This is a genomic window from Nostoc sp. ChiSLP03a (assembly GCF_034531215.2).
Lineage (GTDB): Bacteria > Cyanobacteriota > Cyanobacteriia > Cyanobacteriales > Nostocaceae > Nostoc.
This window is the reverse complement of record NZ_JAVRBQ020000055.1, coordinates 1-21,905: the sequence shown is the minus strand read 5'-3', so window position 1 is coordinate 21,905 and position 21,905 is coordinate 1. Positions and strand designations below refer to the sequence as shown.

The 21,905-nt window shown below is 42.1% G+C and carries 19 protein-coding genes; 13 read left to right on the top strand and 6 right to left on the bottom strand.

The window, feature by feature from the left end:
• Positions 1–15: 15 nt before the first annotated feature.
• Positions 16–954, bottom strand: coding sequence for a cation diffusion facilitator family transporter (locus tag RMY32_RS09430; protein ID WP_322714785.1), 939 nt, complete (start codon positions 952–954; stop codon positions 16–18).
• Between the two features lie 152 nt (positions 955–1,106).
• Positions 1,107–1,919: an SDR family oxidoreductase gene (locus RMY32_RS09425; protein ID WP_322714784.1), complete on the bottom strand. Its 813-nt coding sequence runs from the start codon at positions 1,917–1,919 to the stop codon at positions 1,107–1,109.
• A 754-nt stretch (positions 1,920–2,673) separates the two neighbouring features.
• On the opposite strand from RMY32_RS09425, the gene RMY32_RS09420 reads away from it, so the two are divergent.
• The 8 genes from RMY32_RS09420 to RMY32_RS09385 all read left to right on the top strand — a co-directional run bounded on the left by RMY32_RS09420 (position 2,674) and on the right by RMY32_RS09385 (position 10,021).
• Entirely contained in the window at positions 2,674–3,168 is a 495-nt protein-coding gene (locus RMY32_RS09420) for a DUF2231 domain-containing protein (protein ID WP_322714783.1), read from the top strand.
• The gene (locus tag RMY32_RS09415) at positions 3,165–3,770 is read left to right on the top strand and encodes a DUF2231 domain-containing protein (RefSeq protein WP_322714782.1); all 606 of its coding nucleotides are present in this window, start codon (positions 3,165–3,167) and stop codon (positions 3,768–3,770) included. The genes RMY32_RS09420 and RMY32_RS09415 overlap by 4 nt, the downstream gene beginning before the upstream one ends.
• Before the next feature lie 32 nt (positions 3,771–3,802).
• Positions 3,803–4,726 (top strand): cytochrome c oxidase subunit II, encoded by a 924-nt coding sequence (locus RMY32_RS09410; protein WP_322714781.1) that lies wholly within the window; start codon positions 3,803–3,805, stop codon positions 4,724–4,726.
• Positions 4,716–6,371 (top strand): cbb3-type cytochrome c oxidase subunit I, encoded by a 1,656-nt coding sequence (locus RMY32_RS09405; RefSeq protein ID WP_322714780.1) that lies wholly within the window; start codon positions 4,716–4,718, stop codon positions 6,369–6,371. Before RMY32_RS09410 ends, RMY32_RS09405 begins: the two co-directional genes overlap by 11 nt.
• A 143-nt stretch (positions 6,372–6,514) precedes the next feature.
• Positions 6,515–7,180, top strand: a complete 666-nt coding sequence (locus tag RMY32_RS09400; protein ID WP_322714779.1) for a heme-copper oxidase subunit III — start codon at positions 6,515–6,517, stop codon at positions 7,178–7,180.
• Positions 7,181–7,218: 38 nt separating this feature from the next.
• On the top strand, positions 7,219–7,464 hold the full coding sequence (locus RMY32_RS09395; RefSeq protein WP_322714778.1) for a hypothetical protein: 246 nt from the start codon (positions 7,219–7,221) through the stop codon (positions 7,462–7,464).
• Between the two features lie 248 nt (positions 7,465–7,712).
• Positions 7,713–9,080 (top strand): NAD(P)/FAD-dependent oxidoreductase, encoded by a 1,368-nt coding sequence (locus tag RMY32_RS09390; RefSeq protein WP_322714777.1) that lies wholly within the window; start codon positions 7,713–7,715, stop codon positions 9,078–9,080.
• Positions 9,081–9,610: 530 nt separating this feature from the next.
• Positions 9,611–10,021: a peptidoglycan-binding domain-containing protein gene (locus tag RMY32_RS09385; protein WP_322714776.1), complete on the top strand. Its 411-nt coding sequence runs from the start codon at positions 9,611–9,613 to the stop codon at positions 10,019–10,021.
• Between the two features lie 211 nt (positions 10,022–10,232).
• Here RMY32_RS09385 and ahcY read toward each other — a convergent pair whose 3' ends face one another.
• Positions 10,233–11,510, bottom strand: coding sequence for an adenosylhomocysteinase (gene ahcY / locus RMY32_RS09380; RefSeq protein ID WP_322714775.1), 1,278 nt, complete (start codon positions 11,508–11,510; stop codon positions 10,233–10,235).
• A 382-nt stretch (positions 11,511–11,892) separates the two neighbouring features.
• Here ahcY and RMY32_RS09375 point away from each other — a divergent pair, with 382 nt between their 5' ends.
• The 3 genes from RMY32_RS09375 to RMY32_RS09365 all read left to right on the top strand — a co-directional run bounded on the left by RMY32_RS09375 (position 11,893) and on the right by RMY32_RS09365 (position 17,864).
• Positions 11,893–13,560 carry a mechanosensitive ion channel family protein gene (locus tag RMY32_RS09375; protein ID WP_409882604.1) on the top strand — a complete coding sequence of 556 codons (1,668 nt, stop codon included), beginning with the start codon at positions 11,893–11,895 and terminating at the stop codon, positions 13,558–13,560.
• Positions 13,561–13,848: 288 nt separating this feature from the next.
• The gene (locus tag RMY32_RS09370; RefSeq protein WP_322714774.1) at positions 13,849–17,190 is read left to right on the top strand and encodes an efflux RND transporter permease subunit; all 3,342 of its coding nucleotides are present in this window, start codon (positions 13,849–13,851) and stop codon (positions 17,188–17,190) included.
• Positions 17,191–17,426: 236 nt separating this feature from the next.
• Positions 17,427–17,864 carry a DUF6918 family protein gene (locus tag RMY32_RS09365; RefSeq protein WP_322714773.1) on the top strand — a complete coding sequence of 146 codons (438 nt, stop codon included), beginning with the start codon at positions 17,427–17,429 and terminating at the stop codon, positions 17,862–17,864.
• A 352-nt stretch (positions 17,865–18,216) separates the two neighbouring features.
• Here the strand turns inward: RMY32_RS09365 and RMY32_RS09360 are convergent, their stop codons facing one another.
• The gene (locus RMY32_RS09360) at positions 18,217–18,867 is read right to left on the bottom strand and encodes an HAD family hydrolase (RefSeq protein WP_409882617.1); all 651 of its coding nucleotides are present in this window, start codon (positions 18,865–18,867) and stop codon (positions 18,217–18,219) included.
• A gap of 229 nt (positions 18,868–19,096) precedes the next feature.
• Between RMY32_RS09360 and RMY32_RS09355 the strand changes: the two genes are divergently transcribed.
• Complete coding sequence (locus RMY32_RS09355; RefSeq protein WP_322682842.1) at positions 19,097–19,513, top strand: element excision factor XisH family protein; 417 nt, start codon at positions 19,097–19,099, stop codon at positions 19,511–19,513.
• The gene (locus RMY32_RS09350) at positions 19,501–19,848 is read left to right on the top strand and encodes a XisI protein (protein WP_322714771.1); all 348 of its coding nucleotides are present in this window, start codon (positions 19,501–19,503) and stop codon (positions 19,846–19,848) included. Before RMY32_RS09355 ends, RMY32_RS09350 begins: the two co-directional genes overlap by 13 nt.
• 374 nt (positions 19,849–20,222) lie before the next feature.
• Here the strand turns inward: RMY32_RS09350 and RMY32_RS09345 are convergent, their stop codons facing one another.
• A complete protein-coding gene (locus tag RMY32_RS09345) occupies positions 20,223–20,408 on the bottom strand; it encodes a type II toxin-antitoxin system PemK/MazF family toxin (protein WP_322714770.1) in 186 nt (61 codons plus the stop codon).
• A gap of 44 nt (positions 20,409–20,452) precedes the next feature.
• A partial coding sequence (locus tag RMY32_RS09340; protein ID WP_322714769.1) for a CHASE2 domain-containing protein occupies positions 20,453–21,905 on the bottom strand: 1,453 nt, incomplete at its 5' end.

The following is a 21,905-nucleotide window of genomic DNA, read 5'->3' as shown; positions in this document are numbered from 1 at the left end:
TGTGCGATTAAAAATTTATTGAGAAGTTGGCGAAAATTTCCGAGCGGCAGTTAAGGATTTTGCTTCAATAAAAATTTGTTTGATTTCCGGATGCTTTTGGCGAATTTTTACTTCTAAATTTTCTACAGTTAAGGCTATTTCCTCACCTGTAAGATTTTGAGAAAATTGGATTTCTAAGTTAAGCAATACTTCTTTGGGAGCAATCTGCATTGTTAGCACTCGGATAACTTCTTGCACTCCTGGTTCTGTTTTGGACAAAGACCGGATATTGGCTATAGTTTGAGGATCGGCACTTTCACCAACTAATAATCCTTTGCTTTCTCTCGCTAATACCACTGCTACTATAGCCAAGATAATGCCAATAATAATCGAAGCAATGCCATCCAAATAAACATTATTAAATAAATGTCCTAAGAAGATTCCGATTAAGGCCACGAATAAGCCTAAAATTGCCGCCGAATCCTCAAATAATACTGTAAATACTGTGGGGTCTTTACTGTTTTTGATGGCTTGCCAAAAATTTTGTTTACCCTTAGTCGGCAAAAACTCTTTTAAAGCTACAGTCCAAGAAAACCCCTCCAATAATATTGCAATACCTAATACAATATAATTCCACATTGGGTTTTCTAAAGGGCTGGGATGAATTAAATGAGTGATTCCTTCATAAATTGACATCCCACCGCCAAGGGCAAAGATGAGGATAGCAACGATAAAAGTCCAGAAATAAAGTTCTAGACCGTAACCAAAGGGATGCCTATCGTCTGCTGGCTTTTGGCTTCTTTGAATTCCCAGCAAAAGTACTAGTTGATCGCCAGTATCTACCACCGAATGAATCCCTTCAGATATCATGGCGGAACTGCCAGTAATGGAGGCGGCGATAAATTTAGTAATAGCGATCGCTAAGTTAGCGCCCATCGCTGCAAATATAGTTTTATGAGATGAATCAGATGCCATGAGAGTCAATAATAATTATGCAGAAACTTCTAATTCACCATCTGGATGGGTAACTTCCCATTGGGTTTGTGCCAAAACTTCTCCTACAGCTAAATTTAATCGTTGATTGTTATCAAACCAGAGTTAACCCTAACTTTTGTAAGCATTATCAATTAACCATTGTCTGCAAAACCTGGATACAAGGTCATACCACCATCTACAAATAAAGTTGTACCATAGACATAATCAGACTCATCAGAAGCTAACCAAACCGCTGCTTTAGCAATATCTTCTACATCACCCACACGTTTTGCTGGAATCAGTTTTAATAACTTTGCTTCTGCCTCTGGAGTATCCCAAGCTGATTTATTAATGGGGGTTTTGATTGCACCAGGGGCAATACTATTAACGCGAATTTTATGGGGTGCAAGTTCTTGAGCAATACTTTGCATCATCATATTTATACCGCCCTTACTTGCAGCATAATTAACATGACCCGCCCAAGGAATTACCTGATGTACTGAACTTATACAAATAATCTTACCTGCGGCAGATGAAATATCGGGCTGTATACCCCGGCGCAAGAATTCCTTTGCAGCTTCCCTAGCACATAAGAATTGTCCTGTCAAATTAACATCAATAACTCTATTCCATTGATCGAGGGTCATATCTACAAACGGTGAATCTTTTTGCAGACCTGCATTGTTTATCAAAATGTCAATAGTGCCGAATCGCTCGATTGTTTGGCTAAACATCGCCTTTATTTCGTCTTCTTTGCTAACATCAGCTTGAATAGCAAATGCTTCACCATTAGCCGCTTTGATGTCATCAACAAGTTTTTGGGCTGATTCAGCTTCCGAACGATAATTGACGACTACTGCTGCACCCGATAAAGCTAAATAGCGAGCGATCGCTTGACCAATACCAGAACTAGCACCCGTCACAAGTGCTTTTTGACCTTTGAGCAGGTAAGGGGAATAACTCATAATGCTTTCGATATTTTTAAAACTTCTATTCGTTGTGAATATCCCAATATTTGCAAGACTTTCATGATATTTTTGCTTTTTTTGCGTAGTATTACCCTGACAATTTTAATTTTTAAATCAGAAAATTATGGCTCAAAAAAGTTTTACTTTCTTAATGATTTTAAAAAGCTTTAGTATTTTTCTAATCTATCTAGAGAAAGATACCAGTATATTTTTTAGTAAAAAATATTGAAATACTTTGTCATTTCTGTGACAATCGCATGTTTTTCTTTTTAAGATTTGTAAAAATGTAATTTTCAAACTTATATCAATCTTAAGAAATATTTATGGTATATTCAAAGCAAGTTTGATTATTGATGAAAGTAAACTTTTTAGTTAATCAGAAAATTATATAAGACGTTAAACATTTTTTAGGCGCTTCTCAAGCGTCTGATTAAATTGGCTATTAGCAATCCCATTTAATTAAAAAGAAAATTTTTAGTTTTTGGAAATACTAATCAAGATATGATACCAATCAGAAATGTAGTTGTTTTAGTGAGTTTTACCTTTGGAGAAAATAATTACTGAAAAATAGTAATTATGTATTTGTATTTCAAAAGCTACTTGAAAAATTGCAGTGTATCGGAAATTGTCAATGTTTTTTAATTGGTCGAACTGTGACGTTAGCGCAGTATTCTGGAAAATATGAATGGTGCATTAAGCGGATGGCAATTCCATGCAACGCATATATATTTGACTTATGAAGGAGAAAGCGATGCTTGCTCTGTCTCTGAATAACCAAAATTTACCATACCCTGACCCTCTACATCCGATCGTTGTTCACTTCGTAATTGCGATGGTGCTTTTTTCTTTCGTGTGCGATGTGCTAGGCTATTTTAGCCGTAACGTGCGGTTGTTTGAGGTGAGTTTCTGGAATATGTTTGTGGCCTCAGCAGCTATTTTTTTAGCGGTGATTCTTGGTCAGTTTGAAGCAGGTCTGGCGAACATCTACCCAGCAGTCCAACCAACAATGAATTTTCATACGGTGATGGGTTGGTCGCTGGCGGCTATTGTTGTTGGCATTACAGCTTGGCGTTTCGTGATTCGCAAACGCACTCCCCGAAAAGTACCACCTGCTTACCTTGGTGTCGCAACGTTTTTAGTATGCTTAGTGTGCTTGCAAGTCTATTTAGGAAGCAAGCTAGTTTGGGTGTATGGGTTACATATCGAGCCAGTTGTGCAAGGGATGAAGCAGGGAGTTGTGCCATGAACTGGCAATTGATTGACCAGTTGAGATTGAGGCTGAATGCCAACGGATTACCTTATGAGATTCCCATACATCCGCAACTGGTGCATCTAACATTGGGTTTATTCATTCTTGCGATTATTTTTGATATTGCGGGAGCGCTTTTTGCTTTAGAAAAACCAATCTTCAAATTTTTGGGTTTGCCTACCCTGCGTTCTGGTTTTTTTGATGTCGGCTGGTATAACCTCATTGGAGCAGCTTTTATCACTTTTTTCACCGTTGCAGCTGGTTTTTTCGAGTTATTGCTAGCCAATCCACCAATCGATCAAAAGAGCGTTTGGGGGTTAACTGCTGGTTGGACGATGCTTTTGCATGGCTTGGGTGGCATTTCATTGTTGGCGATCATTGTTGCCATGACAGTATGGAGAGGTTTACAACGTTATCGCTGGCGCAAGGATGCTTCTAGGCAGGTACAGTGGAGTTACTTATTAGCAGGTATTGCAATATTGGGCATTTTGTTTGTCCACGGAACTTTGGGGGCGCAATTGGGAGAAGAGTTTGGAATACACGTTACTGCTGCGAGGTTACTCCAAGAAGGTAAAAACCCAAATTTACTACTCAAATAATCAAGTGGGAAGTACTCTTAGATGAAATTATTATGTTTAGTTTTTGGGAATATGTACTAATAGCGTTTTATGTCGCAGGGCTGCTAATTGTCAGTCGGTGGATTGGACAACAGGCATTTTCTTGGATGCCTCCCCAAGCGACAGCAGAAGCACAACGGGTAGATGATTTATTTAGCTTTTTAGTCTCAATTGGAGCATTTATTTTGCTGGGGCTGGTTGGTGTTATCGTGTATGCGATCGCCTTCCATCGCGCCCGCCCAGAAGACTATAGCGAGGGACACCCTTCTAGAGGTAATGGCAAGTTAGAAATATTGTGGACAGCGACGCCAACTTTGTTAGTAATATGGATTGCCTTTCAAAGCTTCAATATTTATCAGCAATTAAATATTTTGGGTCTAAACCAAATAGTGCATTTGCACGCGCCCCTAGAATCTGCACCCGCCTACGCCGCAACCGTTAGCGATGTCCCCAAACCTGCATCTGAAACAATTGATGTTTTCGTAAGGCAGTGGGATTGGTCTTTCCACTATCCAAATAATCTTACCAGTAAGGAATTGCACTTGCCGCTCGATCGCAGCACTCGCTTAAATATGCAAGCCGAGAAAGTAATCCACGGCTTCTATGTTCCTGAGTTTCGCTTAAAGCAAGATATTGTTCCAGGACGGAACATTGACATTGTGCTAACACCGATTCGCCCAGGTAAATATCGACTGAAAGATTCTCAATTCAGTGGTGCTTATTTTGCCTTGATGGAAGCAGATGTATATGTTGAATCCCTTACTCAGTATAACCAGTGGCTTGCGCAAACAGTGTCTAGCGAAACTACAAACACTAAAAATCAGGCAGTTGTCGAAAATATCCAACCACCAAAGACATTATTCAAAAGCGGCTGGTACACAGTCGCACCCGCTCAAACAGCTGTAGCCAATCAAAGGAAGACAAATAATGACACATGATTTGAGTGAAGCTATAGCCAACAATAGAGAACCTGAGAATAACTGGCGGGAATATTTCAGCTTCAGCACCGACCATAAGGTAATCGGTGTTCAGTACATGGTGATGACCTTCATTTTCTTTCTACTTGGCGGGCTGTTGGCGATGATTATCCGGGCTGAATTGCTCACCCCGGAAGCAAATTTAGTTGACCGCCCCCTCTACAATGGTTTATTCACCATGCACGGGACAATCATGATTTTCCTGTGGATTATACCCTTCAATGCAGGTCTTGCTAACTACCTAATACCATTGATGATTGGAGCGCGGGATATGGCTTTTCCCCTGCTTAACGCCATCTCTTTTTGGATTTTGCCACCAGCGGGTCTTTTACTACTGTCTAGCTTCTTACTACCAAGCGGGACTGCACAAGCTGGTTGGTGGTCTTATCCACCAGTTAGTCTGCAAGCTCCAGCCGGTCAGTTGATTAACGGTCAATTTATTTGGATAGTTAGCCTAGTATTAATCGGCATCTCTTCAATTATGGGGGCTGTTAACTTTGTTACCACTATCTTTTGGATGCGATCGCCAGGGATGACATTTTTTCGCATGCCGGTCTTTGTGTGGTCAGTTTTTAGCGCCCAGTTGTTGCAGCTGATTAACTTACCTTCCTTGACAGGTGCATTGATCCTCCTGTTGCTTGACCTCTCCTTCGGTACACAATTTTTTAAACCGGAAGGAAGTGGCGATCCGATCATTTACCAACATTTATTTTGGTTCTACTCTCATCCCGCAGTGTATATCATGGCGCTACCAGCCTTCGGTATTATTGCGGAAGTTCTCCCAGCCTTTTCTCGCAATCCTTTATTTGGCTATCGGTCAGTTGCTCTTGCTTCTTTAGGTATTGCTGTAGTCAGCATCTTCGTTTGGGTGCATCACATGTTCACCAGTGCCACCCCCGGCTGGATGCGGATGACCTTCATGGCCACCTCAATGTTAGTTGCCATACCCACAGGTGTTAAGGCATTCGCTTGGACTGCCACCATCTGGAGGAGCAAATTGCACCTAGAGACACCAATGCTGTTTGCGATGGGAGGTGCAGCGATGTTTATTTTTGGCGGTGTCACTGGTGTGATGCTTGCCGCTACACCATTTGATATCCACGTCAATAATACTTACTTTGTCGTCGGTCACTTCCACTACATTGTTTTTAATACGATCACAATGGCAATCTTTGCCGGAATTTACTTCTGGTTTCCCAAAATAACTGGCAGGATGTACGCCGAGGGTTGGGGTAAACTGCATTTCTGGTTAACCTTTATTCCTGCAAATATCACCTTTTTCTCCATGCATCCCTTGGGTTTACAAGGGATGCTACGCCGAATTTCCTCCTACGATCCCCAGTATCAGGGATGGAACATCATCGCAAGCCTGGGATCATTCTTATTAGGAGTATCAACGCTGCCCTTTATTGCTAACATTGTCGGTTCCTGGCTATATGGAGTCAGAGCAGTTAATAATCCCTGGCACGCGACGGGATTGGAATGGACAACTTCTTCGCCACCTCCGCGAGATAACTTTGAAGAGATTCCTGTTGTCAACAGACCTCCTTATGACTATGGCGATCCAAAATATTCATTCGTGGAAAATTCTGATAATGGTGAGTAATTCCGTGCTTTTTTTAACGCAAAGGGACGCGGAGGTTAGCGCAAAGGGACGCGGAGGTTTTATAAGGATAATCTGCTCTGTCCGAAAAATCAGATGGAACCTGAATTTATTAATTACGAATTACGAATTACGAATTACGAATTATGCAACAGCGCAGCATCCATATAGATGAAAGTCCGATCCGTTTCGATCGGTGGCGGCGACGCTTACCGAATTGGTTACAGCGCTTTCTGCCAAGTGGTGGCGGAAGTCATGAAGATCATCATGGCAAAGGAATGTTCGGGTTTAGTGTATTCTTGTTGTCGGAAAGTATCATTTTTTTGAGTTTTATCTTTACTTATGTTGCTTTACGACTGAATACTAATAACTGGCTACCACCTGGGGTTTCTGGGCCAGAATTGTCTAAACTCGTGATTATTAATACGGTAGTTTTACTTTCTAGTAGCTTTGTGATTCAACCAGCAGAAAATGCCCTCAAGCGTAATCAATTGAGTAAATTTCGCTGGCTCTGGTTGATAACGATCGCAATGGGAATCTACTTTTTAATTGGTCTATTAATTGAGTGGAAAAATCTCGATTTCAAGCTCACTACGGGATTAGTTGGTTCCACATTCTATTTGCTGACAGGTTTCCACGGTTTACACGTTCTAGCTGGTGTAGTGCTTCAGATAATTATGCTGATTCGCTCATTCATTCCAGGCAATTATAATAAAACTCACTTCGGTACAAGTGCGACAACTCTATTTTGGCACTTTGTTGATGTAGTTTGGATCTTCCTTTTCTCGCTTCTCTACCTTTGGCGAGCATAAAATTTTTCACTTCACTAAATATTTACAGGAGTAACTTCATGAATTTATTCATCCAAGAATTACCAGCATCAAAACTCGCCCCAAAAGCAGTTCAAGAAACTCCCGCACCAGGTAAAGATCCGCTAATTGCACAAGGTTTACAAAAAGAGCAATATGTTGGCATTATTGGGCTTGCGATCGCTCTAATTGCTGCTGTGGGATTTTTTAGTCGCAGAGTCGAATACGCTATTGCTTTCGCTTTATTCCTCAGCGTCTTTTTAATTGCGTTATTTTTATTCGTATAGCTAATTAATCATTTGTCATTTGTCATTTGTCATTTGTATTTTCGCAAAAATCTTAATTGTGATTCTTGCTTTGCACCTATGCGTGAGACAGAAAATCTGATTTAAATGCGTAATACCAATTCACTAAAATTATGAAACAGATGTAAACCCTGAAAGGCTAACTATCTTTAATTTTTTTAATTGCGAATTGTGAATTGGTATAACATCCTGGCAAATTCATTGATTTGACAATACTTTGGAGATATTTTATGAATAGCCCAGTTTATCAAACTGTGATTCTTGGTGGTGGCTTCACTGGCTTATTTACAGCCTTACACCTGGCTCACGAACATTATCCTCGCTCTGTAATTTTGATCGATCGCAATGAAAGCTTTTGCTTTAAGCCATTACTCTACGAATATTTCAGTGGTGAGATGGATGCTTTTCAAGTAGTACCGCGTTTTGCAGAATTGCTTAAAGGTAGTGGTGTAATTTTTGTTCAAGATGCAGTGGAATCGATCGACTTGCACCAACAACAAGTCAAATTAGCTTCGGGAAACTCATACAACTACAGTAACTTAGTATTAGCTTTGGGTAGTGTTACTGCTTATCATCATCTTGAAGGTGCTAAAGAATACGCTTTTCCTTTTTGGACACAAGCAGATGCGATCACTCTCGATCGGCATTTAGGCGATTGTTTGCAAAAAGCAATCAAAACTGAAGATCCAGAACAACGTCGTCAACTGCTAACAATAGTTATAGTTGGTGGTGGTGCAAGTGGTGTAGAAATGGCAGCTACTCTAGCTGATTTACTCCCACATTGGTATAGCGCTATGGGAGGAAATTCTAGTGAAATCCGTATAGTATTGCTCAATCACGGTGAAGAAATTCTCAATGGTGATATTAACAATCCTCTGCGCCCAATTGCTGAGAAAGAATTACAAAAACGCACAATTCCAATTGAAATACTTACGGGAGCAGAAGCCACTACTATTCATGCCAATGCCATTGAATATAAACGCAATGAGCAAATTGAAACATTGCCAACATACACCGCAATCTGGACAGCTGGCACTTCTATTCACCCACTAATTAAAGATTTACCAATTTCTCAAGAACACCGCGATCGTCATAACCGCCTCCTAGTTACTCCGACAATGCAACTACTTGACTTTCCAGAAGTCTTTGCAGGCGGGGATTGTGTAGCAGTTCAAGATAATTCACTACCGCCAACAGCCCAAGTTGCTTATCAGCAAGGAGCCAATATTGCCCAAAATTTGAAAGCATTAGCTTTAGGCAAAGACCTCAAACCAGTAAAGGTAAATATACGCGGAACTCTCTTAAAATTAGGGTTAAATGATGCTGCTGCTAACTTATTCAATGTTTTTGAAGTTGCAGGAGAATCCGGGCATTTAATTCGTCAAGGAACTTATTTAACGCTATTACCAACACCAATTCATGACTTTAAAGCAACAACTGAATGGGTGGATGAAGAGATTTTTCATCACCATCTCGATCCTCATGATGTGGGCAAAAAAGTTGTCCAAGCAGTGGAGGTGGTTGGCGCAGGAGTTATGGGCGTTTTAGCTGCCAGAAAATTATTAAAAATGTTGGGTTCGGAGGATAAAAGAGACTAGTACAGTACCGCGTAAATAAACCACGCATTCAAAACCGAATGGCACGCTTGTAAAGCCCAAACACTTATTGTATCCTCGTTCCCAGCCTCCAGGCTGGAAACGAGTTCCTGTGGGCTGCTGCCTGTTGTCAAGAAAGAGGAGGCGGAGCCTCCGAGAATGGTTTCCCAGCCCGGAGGCTTGTTCCAGTTGGGACAAGAGCTGTATCTTAACAAGCGTGTCATTTCATTCAAAACCAATGAAATGCTTATGCTGTATTAATTTTTAATTTTTAATTTTTAATTCCGCCTTGCGGTACTAGCGCAATTTCGTGCGACATAAATTTTAATACACTTAGTCATGGTTTTGTCACAATTTTGCAATAGCTTTGTCAATACGACGTGTGATGCTATAGCTCTGGCTTCGGAAATAGTCTCAGACTAAACCCACATACCAGAATCTACAGAAGAGAATCACTTAAGGCACAGTACCTTATGAAGATGATTCTTCAAATAGAAATTGCAAAATCTCATACAGTTGTAAGGAACAAGAAAATGAATTGGAAAGTACTTGCTTTGCTCCCTGCTTTGACTCTAGCTACTGCTGTACCTGCTTACTCTTTAACTAATAATAAAAACCAAAATTCGGCTACTGCTACCCACATTGCCCAAAGTACTCAGCAAGGCAACACCATGAAAAAGCCTAATGCTGTACCAAAGCTTAGTGCCAAGCACAAATCTAATCATGTGGCAAAGCGTAGTACTGGTACTGTACTGACAGTAGGCAGCAAAGGAGAGACAGTGAAAACTGTTCAAAATTCTTTAAAACAGCAAGGATTCTATACAGCAAGTGTGAATGGTGTATTTGATAATAAGACTCGTGCAGCTGTGATCAAATTTCAGAAATCTAAAGGATTAAGAGCAGATGGAATAATTGGACATCGAACTTTAGCCGCTCTTAAATAAAATTGTTTACTAATATCCTCATTGCTAAAATGCTTTAAAGACAAAAGGCTAGGAAAGAAATTCTAGCCTTAAAGGTTGTTTTAAAATTGGTTGGCTGTGACTTTAGGCATCTATACGATCCCCCCTAGCCCACGCCAGTCGCTTGGGCAAAACCCCAAAAAAAGGGATAAGCTTTTGGGCTTATCCCTCAAAAAATCAATTAATCAATGTATCAAGTTCCACTTGTCCAAGAATTGATGTACTCAATTTGATCGGGTGTGAGGCTATCAATGGTGATCCCAATAGCCTGCAACTTCAACCGAGCAATTTCTTTATCGACTTCAACCGGAATTGAGTGCAAACCAGGTTGCAACTTACCTTTATTCTTCACCAGGTATTCGCAAGCCAAAGCTTGGTTTGCAAAACTCATATCCATTACCGCGCTGGGGTGTCCTTCAGCCGCAGCTAGGTTAATCAAGCGTCCTTGTCCGAGAACGACAACTGATTTACCATTTTTCAATTTATACTCTTCGGTGAAAGGACGAACTTCTTTGATTTCTTTAGCTTGTGCAGCCAAGTATTTCAAATCAAGTTCCAAGTCAAAGTGACCGGAGTTACAAACGATCGCACCATCTTTCATGACATCGAAGTGTTCGCCACGAACAACGTGCTTGTTACCAGTCACAGTGATAAATATATCACCTTGGGGTGCAGCTTCTGCCATTGGCAGGACGCGGAAGCCATCCATTACGGCTTCAATTGCCTTGATGGGGTCGATTTCGGTGACGATGACGTTAGCACCCATCCCACGGGCGCGGAGGGCTGTACCTTTACCACACCAGCCATAACCGACAACAACAACATTCTTCCCAGCCAACAAAATATTGGTGGCGCGGATAATGCCATCTAAGGTTGATTGCCCAGTACCATAGCGATTATCAAAGAAGTGCTTGGTGTCCGCGTCGTTGACGTTGACTGCGGGGAAGGTGAGAACGCCTTCTCTAAACATGGCGCGTAACCGTACAATACCAGTGGTGGTTTCTTCGGTGGTACCAATCAAATCAGCAATTTGGTGTTGGCGTTCTTGTACCAAAGTTGCAACTACATCGCTACCGTCATCAATAATGATATTGGGACGATGATCTAAAGCTATTTGGACGTGGCGGTTATAAGTTGCGTTATCTTCGCCTTTTTGAGCAAAGACGGGAATTTCATGATCGACGACGAGGTTAGCGGCTACGTCATCTTGGGTTGATAGGGGATTGCTAGCAATTAAAAGCGCATCTGCACCACCGGCTTTCAAAGCGATCGCCAAATGTGCTGTTTCGGTTGTAATGTGGGCACAAGCTACAAGGCGTAAACCAGCGAAGGGCTTTTCGGTTGCAAAGCGATCGCGGATTTGCTTCAAAACTGGCATTTCGCGTCCAGCCCATTCAATGCGCTGTCTTCCCAAGGCAGCTAGGCCGAGGTCTTTAACCTCGTGCTTTAATCGGGGAGAAGTTGCGGTCATCAAAAGTTACCTCAAAAAATTAAAAAAGCTACGTAAGTTTTACGCACTCTACTAGGTTATTCTACTACTGGTGATTTTTGCTTGGATAAAAGCAAATCACTAGTCAAGAATCCTCAAAACTAGCTTGACGTTTGATCGCCGGAATGTCAACTTCCTCTTCAGCTTCTTCCTTTTTGTTTTATCTTTGGTAAGAGTAAAACTCTTTTTACGCTGGCATACTGATTTTCGTCATCTATCTAAAGATAGAAGACAAAGAAAAATATATCAAATTCTCATCAACTCAAGGGAAAACTTCAACTTTAGATAGGTACATCTACCCAAAGGAATTAAGCAGGATAGTTAAAGTAGTAATTGATAGATTTTACTCAAGGAGGTGTTTGAAGTGCGTTTTCAATTTTTGGCGTTGGCTTTGCCCGCCGTAGGCATCGCTAGTTCAATGGCTATAGGCATTGTATCTGTGCCAAAAGCCACGGCCCAGATACCTCTTTTACCGCAACTGCAAGCTCCCAGCAGTATTAGTAATGATTCAGATAACAGAATTGTTTCGGGCTGGATTTATTTAGATGGTCGTCGGTTATTTCAAATAGCGGCAACAAGAACCAACTTTCCTGAGCGTTCAGAAGATATTCAAAAGAAGTTGGAGAAAATTGGTCAAAATTACTTTCAATCACCAGCAAAAACACCAGTCAAGGTAGAAGTTCGCAAAGTAAACGAATTACCAGTAATTTATGTCAACGGTCAATATCTGATGACCGTTACTTCGGAAGATGCGGAACTGCGACAGGTAGATATATCGACATCGGCAAATCAAGTCGCCGAATCATTACAAGAAGACTTGCAACAAGCCAAGCAAGAAAGGCAAATTCAATCTTTAATCGACCAAGGTAAAATTGCTGGCGGTATCGGACTAGCAATGATTGTCATGAGTTGGGGGGTATATAGTTGGCAGCGGCGTTCCCAAAAGAATTTAGAAAACTCCATTGCCTCTCAACCCCAAAGAGAACTCTTCAACTACTCAAAACCAACAGATCAAGCAATTACAACACAGCTAAATCAACGACAACAACAACATCTCCAAGAAGCCAAAAGACGATTATTTCAGCTCAGTCAAGCCGGAATTTGGGGAGGTGGAAGCTTCTTTATTTTGGGTCTATTTCCCTATACACGAGGTTTGCAGGTAGCAATTCTCACAGCCGCTCAATTTCCTGTGCGATTAGGTGTTGTATGCTTGGCAACTTATGTAGCAATTCGTTTGACCTACGCCCTGATTGACCGCTTCGCCTCCACACTGATTAGCAGTAGTGCTTTCCTCACCCCAGAAAGTTCTGCACGGTTGCAACTGCGTGTTTCCACATTTTCTGGTGTAACTAAAAGTATCACTACTGTTATCTGGGTAGGAGTAGGTTTCTTGATCGCGCTGGTATCCTTGGGGATAGATATCGTTCCCTTACTAGCGGGTGCGAGTTTAGTTGGTGTTGCATTGTCTTTGGCATCGCAAAACTTAATTAAAGATGCGATTAACGGTTTTTTGATCATTTTAGAAGACCAGTATGCTTTAGGCGATGTGATTAATGTGGGAAGCGTGGGAGGCTTAGTAGAAAATCTGAATCTGCGGATGACCCAAGTACGGGATTCTGAAGGGCGCTTGATTACAATTCCCAATGGCGAAATTAAAGTTGTTGCCAATCTTTCTAGTCGTTGGTCGCGAGCCGATTTAACAATTCCCATCGCCTACCAAGCCGATACAGAAGAGGCTTTGAAGCTGATTGCAACTATTGCTGATAACATGAATCAAGAAATGCAATGGCAGAGTCAAATATTGGAACCACCGCAAGTTTTGGGAATAGATCAATTTGGCGATCGCGGTTTGATTATTCGTGTCTGGATTAAAACACTGCCCCTGAAGCAATGGGATGTAGCACGCGAGTTTCGCCGCCGCCTAAAAGTTGCCTTAGACGAAGCGGGAATTTCGATTTCTGTCCCTCAACAAGCAATTTGGGTCAATGACGAGCAATCGTTAAATTTTTCGAGTAATGGCAAAGCTAATTAGAAATTTAGATTCATTACCGCATTTTTCGGTTGATGAGACCCAACCGTGACTTCTCCTAGCAGGGAGCAGGGGGCAGGGGGCAAGGGGCAGGGGCAGGGGAGCAGGGGGCAGGGGAGCAAGGGAGAAGTTGCACTAAGTCTTTCCCTTCTGCCCCTCTGCTCCTCTGCCTTTTGTACCCAATCCCCAATCTTGTGCGATCGCCGACATTAAGCCTTAATAAATCCTTATATTAATAAAAAGCTACTACGTTGCTAACCAGTCTGAAACAATTCCATTATTGCTTGATTTATGTTTGTCAATACCTTCATCAGGCGGCCAGTGCTGACGACGGTCTGCACGTTCATTATCTTGCTGCTGGGAAGCATCTGTATACCGATTCTTCCCATTTCTCAGCTACCAGACCTTGCCCCAGTACAAATTACAGTTAGCTCCAACAATATTGGTGCAGATGCTCAAACAACAGAAAATACTGTCACCAACATTATTGAGCGACAAATTAATGGTGTTAAAGATGTATCTTATATATCTTCTAATACGGGTAATGATGGTTCGAGCAATATAACTGTCTCGTTTCCCACTAATGTCAATAGCGATATTGCTCAAGTAAACGTTCAAAATAAAGAAGCACTGGCTTCACCTCAATTGCCTGATACTGTTCAACGAACAGGTGTAACTGTTGAAACAGCATCAAGCAGTTTATTGCTTGTTTATGGGTTTTACTCAGAAAATAATGAGTATGACAACATTTTTATCAGTAACTATGTCGATCTGTATATTTTCGATCAGATCAAACGGCTTCCTGGTGTAGGAAGTGCCAGGGTTTTTGGAGAACGCAAGTATGCTATGCGTCTCTGGCTCGATCCCAACAAGCTTGCCCAACATCAACTAACTCCGCAAGATGTAACAACTGCCCTGCAACAACAAAATATTCAAGTGGGTGCAGGAGCGATTGGTAAGGAACCATCACCAGATAATCAAAGCTTTGAATTTGCTTTACGGGCAACCAGTCGATTTAAAGATGCGGCTGAATTTGAAGATATGGTGCTAAAAGTTACTCCAGGCAGTACTACTAGTAGCACCAGTAATAACACTACTAATAGCACTAGTAATAGCACCAATAGCATCCTAGTTAAAGTCAGAGATGTCGGTCGAGTTGAACTAGGAGCAGAGAACTATCTGGCTGATGCCAAATTCACTATTCCAGGAAATGCTCCCAAGGCAGCCGTGGGTTTGGGGATATATCAACTTCCCGGTAGTAATGCCCTGAACGTTGCTCATGCTGTTGAAGAACAGATCAAAATATTAGAGAAAAGTTTTCCACCTGGACTCAAAGCCGAGTTGGCATTTGATACCACTCCGTTTGTAGAAATTTCTTTAGAAGAAGTTCTGCACACTCTAGTTGAAGCAATTGTCCTAGTGGTCTTGGTAATTTTTGTCTTTTTACAAGACTGGCGTACCACGATCATTCCGACTGTGGCGATCCCCGTTTCCTTGATTGGGACGTGTGCGGCTCTGTTGGTTTTAGGATTTCAAATTAATACACTCACCTTATTTGGTTTTGTTCTCGCGATCGGGATCGTCGTGGATGATGCCATTATTGTGGTGGAGGCAGTTGCAGTCAAACTAGAGCAGGGTATGAGACCCTTTGAGGCGGCTGTGGAAGCCATGAAGGAGTTAACTGGGGCAATCATTGCCACTTCACTTGTACTTATGGCGGTATTTATTCCAGTTGCCTTCATTCCAGGCACTACTGGGATTGTTTACAAACAATTTGCCTTAACCGTTGCTTGCTCCATTGGCATCTCCACCTTCAATGCCTTAACCTTCTCTCCGAGTATGGCAGCCATCCTGATGCGCCCTGCTCAGACTCCACGCGGCCCTTTGGGGTGGTTTTTTACCCAATTTAATCGAGGATTTAGCTGGTTCACGCGGCGATATGTCAGGTTTATTAGCTACCTCACCCATATCAAGCCGGTTGTAATTGGCGTTTTTCTCACTGGTTTATTAGCAACAGTTTTGATGTACAGAGCAGTACCTACCGGATTTATTCCAGAGGAAGATCAAGGTTACTTCTTTGTGATTGTCCAGGGGCCTGACGGGGTTTCTTTGAAATATACCGAATCTGTGATGAATAAGGTAGTCAAAGAAGTCACATCGGCTCCCGAAGTTAGAGCTAGTTTTATGATCAGTGGCTTTGGTTTCGATGGTAATGCTTCTAATTTAGGCATTGCCTTTGCTAACCTGAAACCCTGGAAAGAGAGAACTGAACAATCTCAATCTGTTTATGGCATACTTCAAAGACTGAACGCAAAGCTATCTACAATTACAGAAGCCAGAGCGATCGCAGTCAATGCTCCTCCAGTGAGAGGATTAAGTACTACGGGTGGTTTTGAGTTTATCGTTCAAGACAAAACCGGCAGTGCGCCGATTGAAAGCCTAATTGATGCTGCTCAAAAATTGATTGGGGCAGCACGTAAAACCCCTGTTCTCCAAGGAGTCTTCACTCAGTTCACCGCAGATACTCCCCAATTTGACATTCAGGTAAATCGCAACCAAGCCAAAGCTCTCAATGTTGAAATTAACGACATCTTTGGGGCATTGCAAACTTATCTGGGGTCGCAATATGTGAATAACTTTGTGCAGGGACAGCGACAGTATCGGGTATATGTCCAAGCAGATGGAGTGTTCCGTTCTAATCCAGAGGATATTGGCAAGCTGTATGTTCGCTCTGCCAATGGGGCGATGATTCCGTTGAGCAGTTTGGTGACAATTACTCCCTTTGTCGGGCCGAAAACCATCGCCCATTACAACTTGTACAGGTCAATCAAAGTACAGGGCGCTCCGGCTCCCGGTGCTAGTTCTGGACAGGCGATTAAAGCAATGGAGCAACTAGCAGCAGAAAACTTACCTCAAGGGTTTGGTTATGAGTGGACAGGCACTTATCTCCAAGAAAAGACATCGGGGGGAGCTACAGGCTTGATTTTTGCCTTAGCGATCGTTATTGTCTTTCTGGTGCTGGCAGCTCAGTATGAAAGCTACGTTGACCCGATTATCATTTTGCTGACAGTTCCTTTGGCAGTTTTGGGAGCAATGACAGCGATTTGGCTGCGTTCCAATATTTTCATGGCAGGTAGCCTTTTCCCAAAAGTGGTCGATGATATCTATTGCCAAGTAGGTTTGGTAACTTTGATTGGTCTAGCTGCGAAAAACGCGATTTTAGTCGTGGAATTTGCCAATCAACTGCACGAGCAGGGCATGAGCTACACAAGGGCGGCGGTGAAAGCGGGACAAGAACGTTTGCGACCGATCTTAATGACTTCCTTTGCCGCACTGTTAGGATTTTTGCCCCTAGTGATTTCTCAAGGGGCTGGAGCCAGCAGCCGTTGGTCTTTAGGAACAGCGCTGTTTGGCGGGCTGATGCTTTCGACATTCTTGAGTTTGTTCTTAGTGCCAATTCTCTATATTTTGGTTAAGAGTTTGGCTCAGGCTATATTACCTCGGAAACGAGGAGGTTCAAATCCTCCAGATTCACCAAATGGAGCTTCGGGAACTAGACATGAAGTTCTACCTGCTGGCTCAAGTCAGCCAGAGACGCAACTTAGGTCTCAGGAGGATGGGATAAGCTCTTAAGTCTCATAAGAGGCAGGGGGGCAGGGGAGCAGGGGAGCAGGGGAGGAATAATTAATGCCCAATGCCCAATGCCCAATGCCCAATGCCCCCTGCCCCCTTACCTCTTATCAACTATGCAGCTTAAAAGCGTATCAGCTTATCCACAACATCTCTAACTCTGATACCATTTTCTGTAATTTCCTGCTTGCTAAAAAAATTAGCCGAATAGAATTAGTACTTAGATAAGGAAGAGTGAAATGGGACTTAGTGAGGGACTTTTGAATCCGACCAAAAAGGCTATGGTCGTAGATGATTGTTGCAACATGATTGAAGGACAGCTTGCATCCAAGTCAGGCATGAGCGGCATCGCTTTGAAAACTGCCTTTGCTGCTTTGAAAGGGATTAAGCCGGGGTATATTCCTTATGTCGTTGAGCAGATATTACCGCAATGCTTTACAGCTCTCGATCCCATCTGGAGTAGAGGCGTAGAGAAAGGCGATCCAGTTGAATATCTGAGTGCAAATCGCTCTGATACAGCAGACGCGCTACTGAGTGTTACCGATGCTAGAGTCAAGAACTCAAACCGCCAACTCGTGCGAGGAACCTATGAAAAACTTCGCGGTTCAGCCAAAAAGCACGTAGAAGAAGCAGTGCCAGATTTAGCTAAGGTAATCAATAATTACACTAAGGTCTAAGCCAAAGGTTAGAGACGCGATTAATCGCGTCTTCTAAAAAAGTGGGAAGCGCAGATGCAAAGTAGCTTTTCACCAGATATCGCCTCAAAATTTACCAACTTCAAATCAAGTCCCGCCCGTTGGATGGCTCTTTCTTTTATAGCAACAGCCAAAATGGTTAGGACATTAACAGATGATAAAATTTAGACACAAAAAGGCTTTTCACCCAGTCCCTAGTCCCCAGTCCCTAGTCCCCAGTCCCTTGCTATAACTGTTCTCCAAGATTGACTAAGGCTTTTTGAGTAGTATAATATTGCACAGCTTTGTTAATGAATCGAGTGCGATCGCCTACCCTTCTTCCTTCTTTTAATATTTAAGCATTTGCACCCAGAATAGAAGAGTCATAGTGCTGTAGTAAATCTTCTGGATCGTTGTAAATTGCGATCGCTTGCGATAGTTGTTCGTCGCTAAAGCCACCGCAACGCAAAGCAATTACACCTACCCCTGCTTTGGCGGCAGACTCAATATCGTAGGGCGAATCTCCTAGCATCACGACTTTATCTGGTGTAATTTGCCCTTTGTTCAAGGCAGCTTCTACAATGTCAGGAGCAGGTTTAGATGCTTCAGCATCATCGGATGTAGTTACTTCCGTTAGCAAATCATCTACTTGGGCAATTTTGAGCATGATCTCAAGTTCTTCAGAACTTGCAGAACTAGCGACAACCAGATGCAATCCCGATTTTTGCATCTTTAATATTAAGTTTCTGCTACCAGCAGCAGCAGTAGTTTGCGGTATATATTTGTCAAATAATAGTTTTTTGCGTAGTTGAGCGATCGCTTTGCCAGTTCCTTCTTCACCATTTAATTCTGGCACTACTTTGGGAATCAGTTGATCTCCACCCATGCCCATGAGTGGTCTAACTGTTTCAAATGGCACTTCCAAGTCATAAGCTGCAAAAGCCTCTACCCAGGAATTTGCATGAACATCATTACTTAATACCAGTGTGCCATCAATATCTAAAATTACCCCTTATAATGCCATGAAAAACCTCAACTGACGTTTTGTTTCATTGATGATGGCATGGCAAATAATTCGCATCTAGGCTTTGGGAGTAGATGAGACTGCAAGTAAACCCCGATCGCACAATTGGGGAAGCAGTTAAAATCGAGTTACTCTGGCTACTAGAAAAAGCGATCGCTCTTTTGCTTGGTGTGATAGGTTTGAATTGCACCTCTAGATCGGATCGTCTGTTGTGGCTAAGGATCGTTTTCATCAAGTTGTTAAGACGGCTCTTGCTAAGGATGGGTGGAATGTTACTCACGATCCGCTTCAGATTAAAGTAGGTGGTGTAGATATGGAAATTGACTTGGGGGCAGAACGATTACTGGCAGCGGAGCGAGGAGATAAAAAAATTGCGGTTGAAGTCAAAAGTTTTTTGGCTAGTGCATCGGCAATTTCAGAGTTTCATACAGCACTGGGGCAGTTTATTAACTATCGGGCTGCATTGCGTCGTCAAGAACCCGATCGCATTCTCTATCTAGCCGTCCCCGATCTAATCTATAACAGCTTCTTTCAACTTGATTTTCCAGCCTCAATGCTACAAGAAAATACCGTAAAAATGATTGTTTACGACATTGAATTGGAGCAAATTTCCCAATGGAAGAACTGACGGATAAATTAAAGAACTATCAGCAAATCGTGCAGCAATTGTTGATCGGTTACGCAGAAGTTAAGCCAGCTTATGGTGATATTGAGGTTGAGACTATCTTTGATACGCTGCGAGATCGCTATCAAATTGTGCATCTGGGTTGGCAGCATAAGCGCTGGGTACATCATTGTGTAATGCATCTGGATATTCGGAATGAGAAAATCTGGATTTTTTACAATTCAACCGAGCATGATATTGCGGCAGATTTAGTTGATTTGGGCGTGCCAAAACAAGATATTGTGCTAGGTTTTCATCCTCCTTTCATGCGTGAAATGAGTGACTATGCAGTGGGCTAAAAGCCAATACAGTTTAGATAAGACCAAAACACTTGTAGAGACGCCGATTTATCGCGTCTCAAAACCCAATATTTTGTACCAATAACCCTTAACCCAACCGTATTGGGCTATAAAAGCAGAAGGATTAAAGAAGCGATCGCCAATGCACAAGTACAAGTAGTGCCATTGCGCTTTGGTTAAAATCGCTTTGATTCAATATCAAAGGGCGATCGCAAAATATTGCTTGAGCTACATCGAATAGATAGAGGCTATCGCCTATCTTACAATGAAAATCTGTTTTCAGGCGATCTCACAAAAATTTGCAATCAACCCTTGAGCAGAATTTAGAAACGTTATAGTGTAGACGATGCATCTGCTTATTGTCAGGCATCGCTTCAAAGGTTTACTAGACCAAGGCTGATTTGAATTGCTCTATCTACCTGTGCAATCGTTTCTGGGTGCAGAATTCCCAAACGTTTAATCAGCCTTTGCTTGTCAATTGAGCGAATCTGATTGAGAAGTACAACCGAATCATCCTTTAAACCGCTTTCTGGCACTCTAATCAGTCTACAAATAATCATACAGCCAATTGCAACACTGCAAAACTACTGAAAGCGTTATTTTTTTATCCTCTAGCCCGATCATTTAGGATTGCTAACCAACGTTCGGCAATACTTTTAAAAGTCGAAGCTTCACGGCTAAAGATTTCTGAGGCTAAACTTGCTGACAAAGAGCGCAAGGCATTTATCGACTCGTTAAGCAATTCGCGCTGACGGACTACTTGCGTAACATCCAAGGCATTCTTCACTCCTTGGCTAATTTGCAAAAATAGGGGGAGTACAGAGCTAAGAGCTTTTGGCAGTTGAGAAGGAATCCAAGCTAGTTGATTCGCAAGCGCAGCGATGGTTTCAAGAGTCTGACAAGAGTTAAGTGTATCTATAACAACACTAACCAATCCTTCAGTGGTAGTTCTTTTCGAGGGATTAGAGTTGATGAGATATTCAACAGCTATGCGAGCATCAGCCAGATTTTCATTATAAGCTTCTAAAATTAACTCTAAACTGCGCTGGAAGCGTAGTTTATCTAAAGGATAGCTGGGTACTACTGGCATAGGAATCATAGACGATAGTAGTGTTACCATTGCAGGAATTAAAGGTAACCACCAACCTTCCAGGAAAGCCAAGTAACAGATACCAGCAAGACCAATCATTGCAAAGAATATACTGAAGGCCGACCATTTCCAAGAAGCCCATCTCCAAAACAATAAACTAATGCTGGCTCCTACCAAAGACCAGCCTAAAATCCATATCTCTTCTATTGCTTCAGTCCAAAAATTTATTAAAGGTCGCCCATCCAACACTGTACTGATGAGTTGACTTGCTATCTGTGCATGAATAAACAGAGCAGGCATTCTAGCTGGTTGATCTGGTAAAGCGCTGTAGGGCGTATAAAAGCCACTTGAAGGTGAAGGGATATTAGCTGCTGTAGGGCCGATAATTACCAGACGGTCTTTGAATAAACTGGGGTTGACTTGATCGCTAAGAACATCTGTGAGGTTTACTTGGTCGGCGAGGCTATTGGGGTGACGGTAATTTAATAATATTTGATAGCCCTTTGCATCCAAATGTTGGTAGCCACCAGAATTAGGTTGTAAACGCATAAACAAGGTTTTACCTAAGATAAAATCTCCTTTTTGAGTGAAATCGTATGCAATACCTTGTTTTTGTAGATAATTAATTGCAATTAATGCACCAAATGCAAATGATGTTGTACATTTCTTGTCTGTAGAGTTGGCAAATAATAAAGTGCGGCGGAGACTTTGGTCGATTTCATTGTCAGCGACCACATCGCTAAATCCGACATTATCTATAGGGACATTCGGCGGTGGGGGAATTTCATCTCTACCCAAACTGCTGAACAAACAGGTAGTGACAATGTTATCTTGATTTTGGAAATTAGCCGCCAAATTATTGTCTTCTGGTCGGAAAAGATATAAACCAACAATTCGCGGTTGATAAGACTCTATTTTCTTTAATAGCTGATTGATTGTCCGATCTGATAGAGGCCATTTCTCGCGT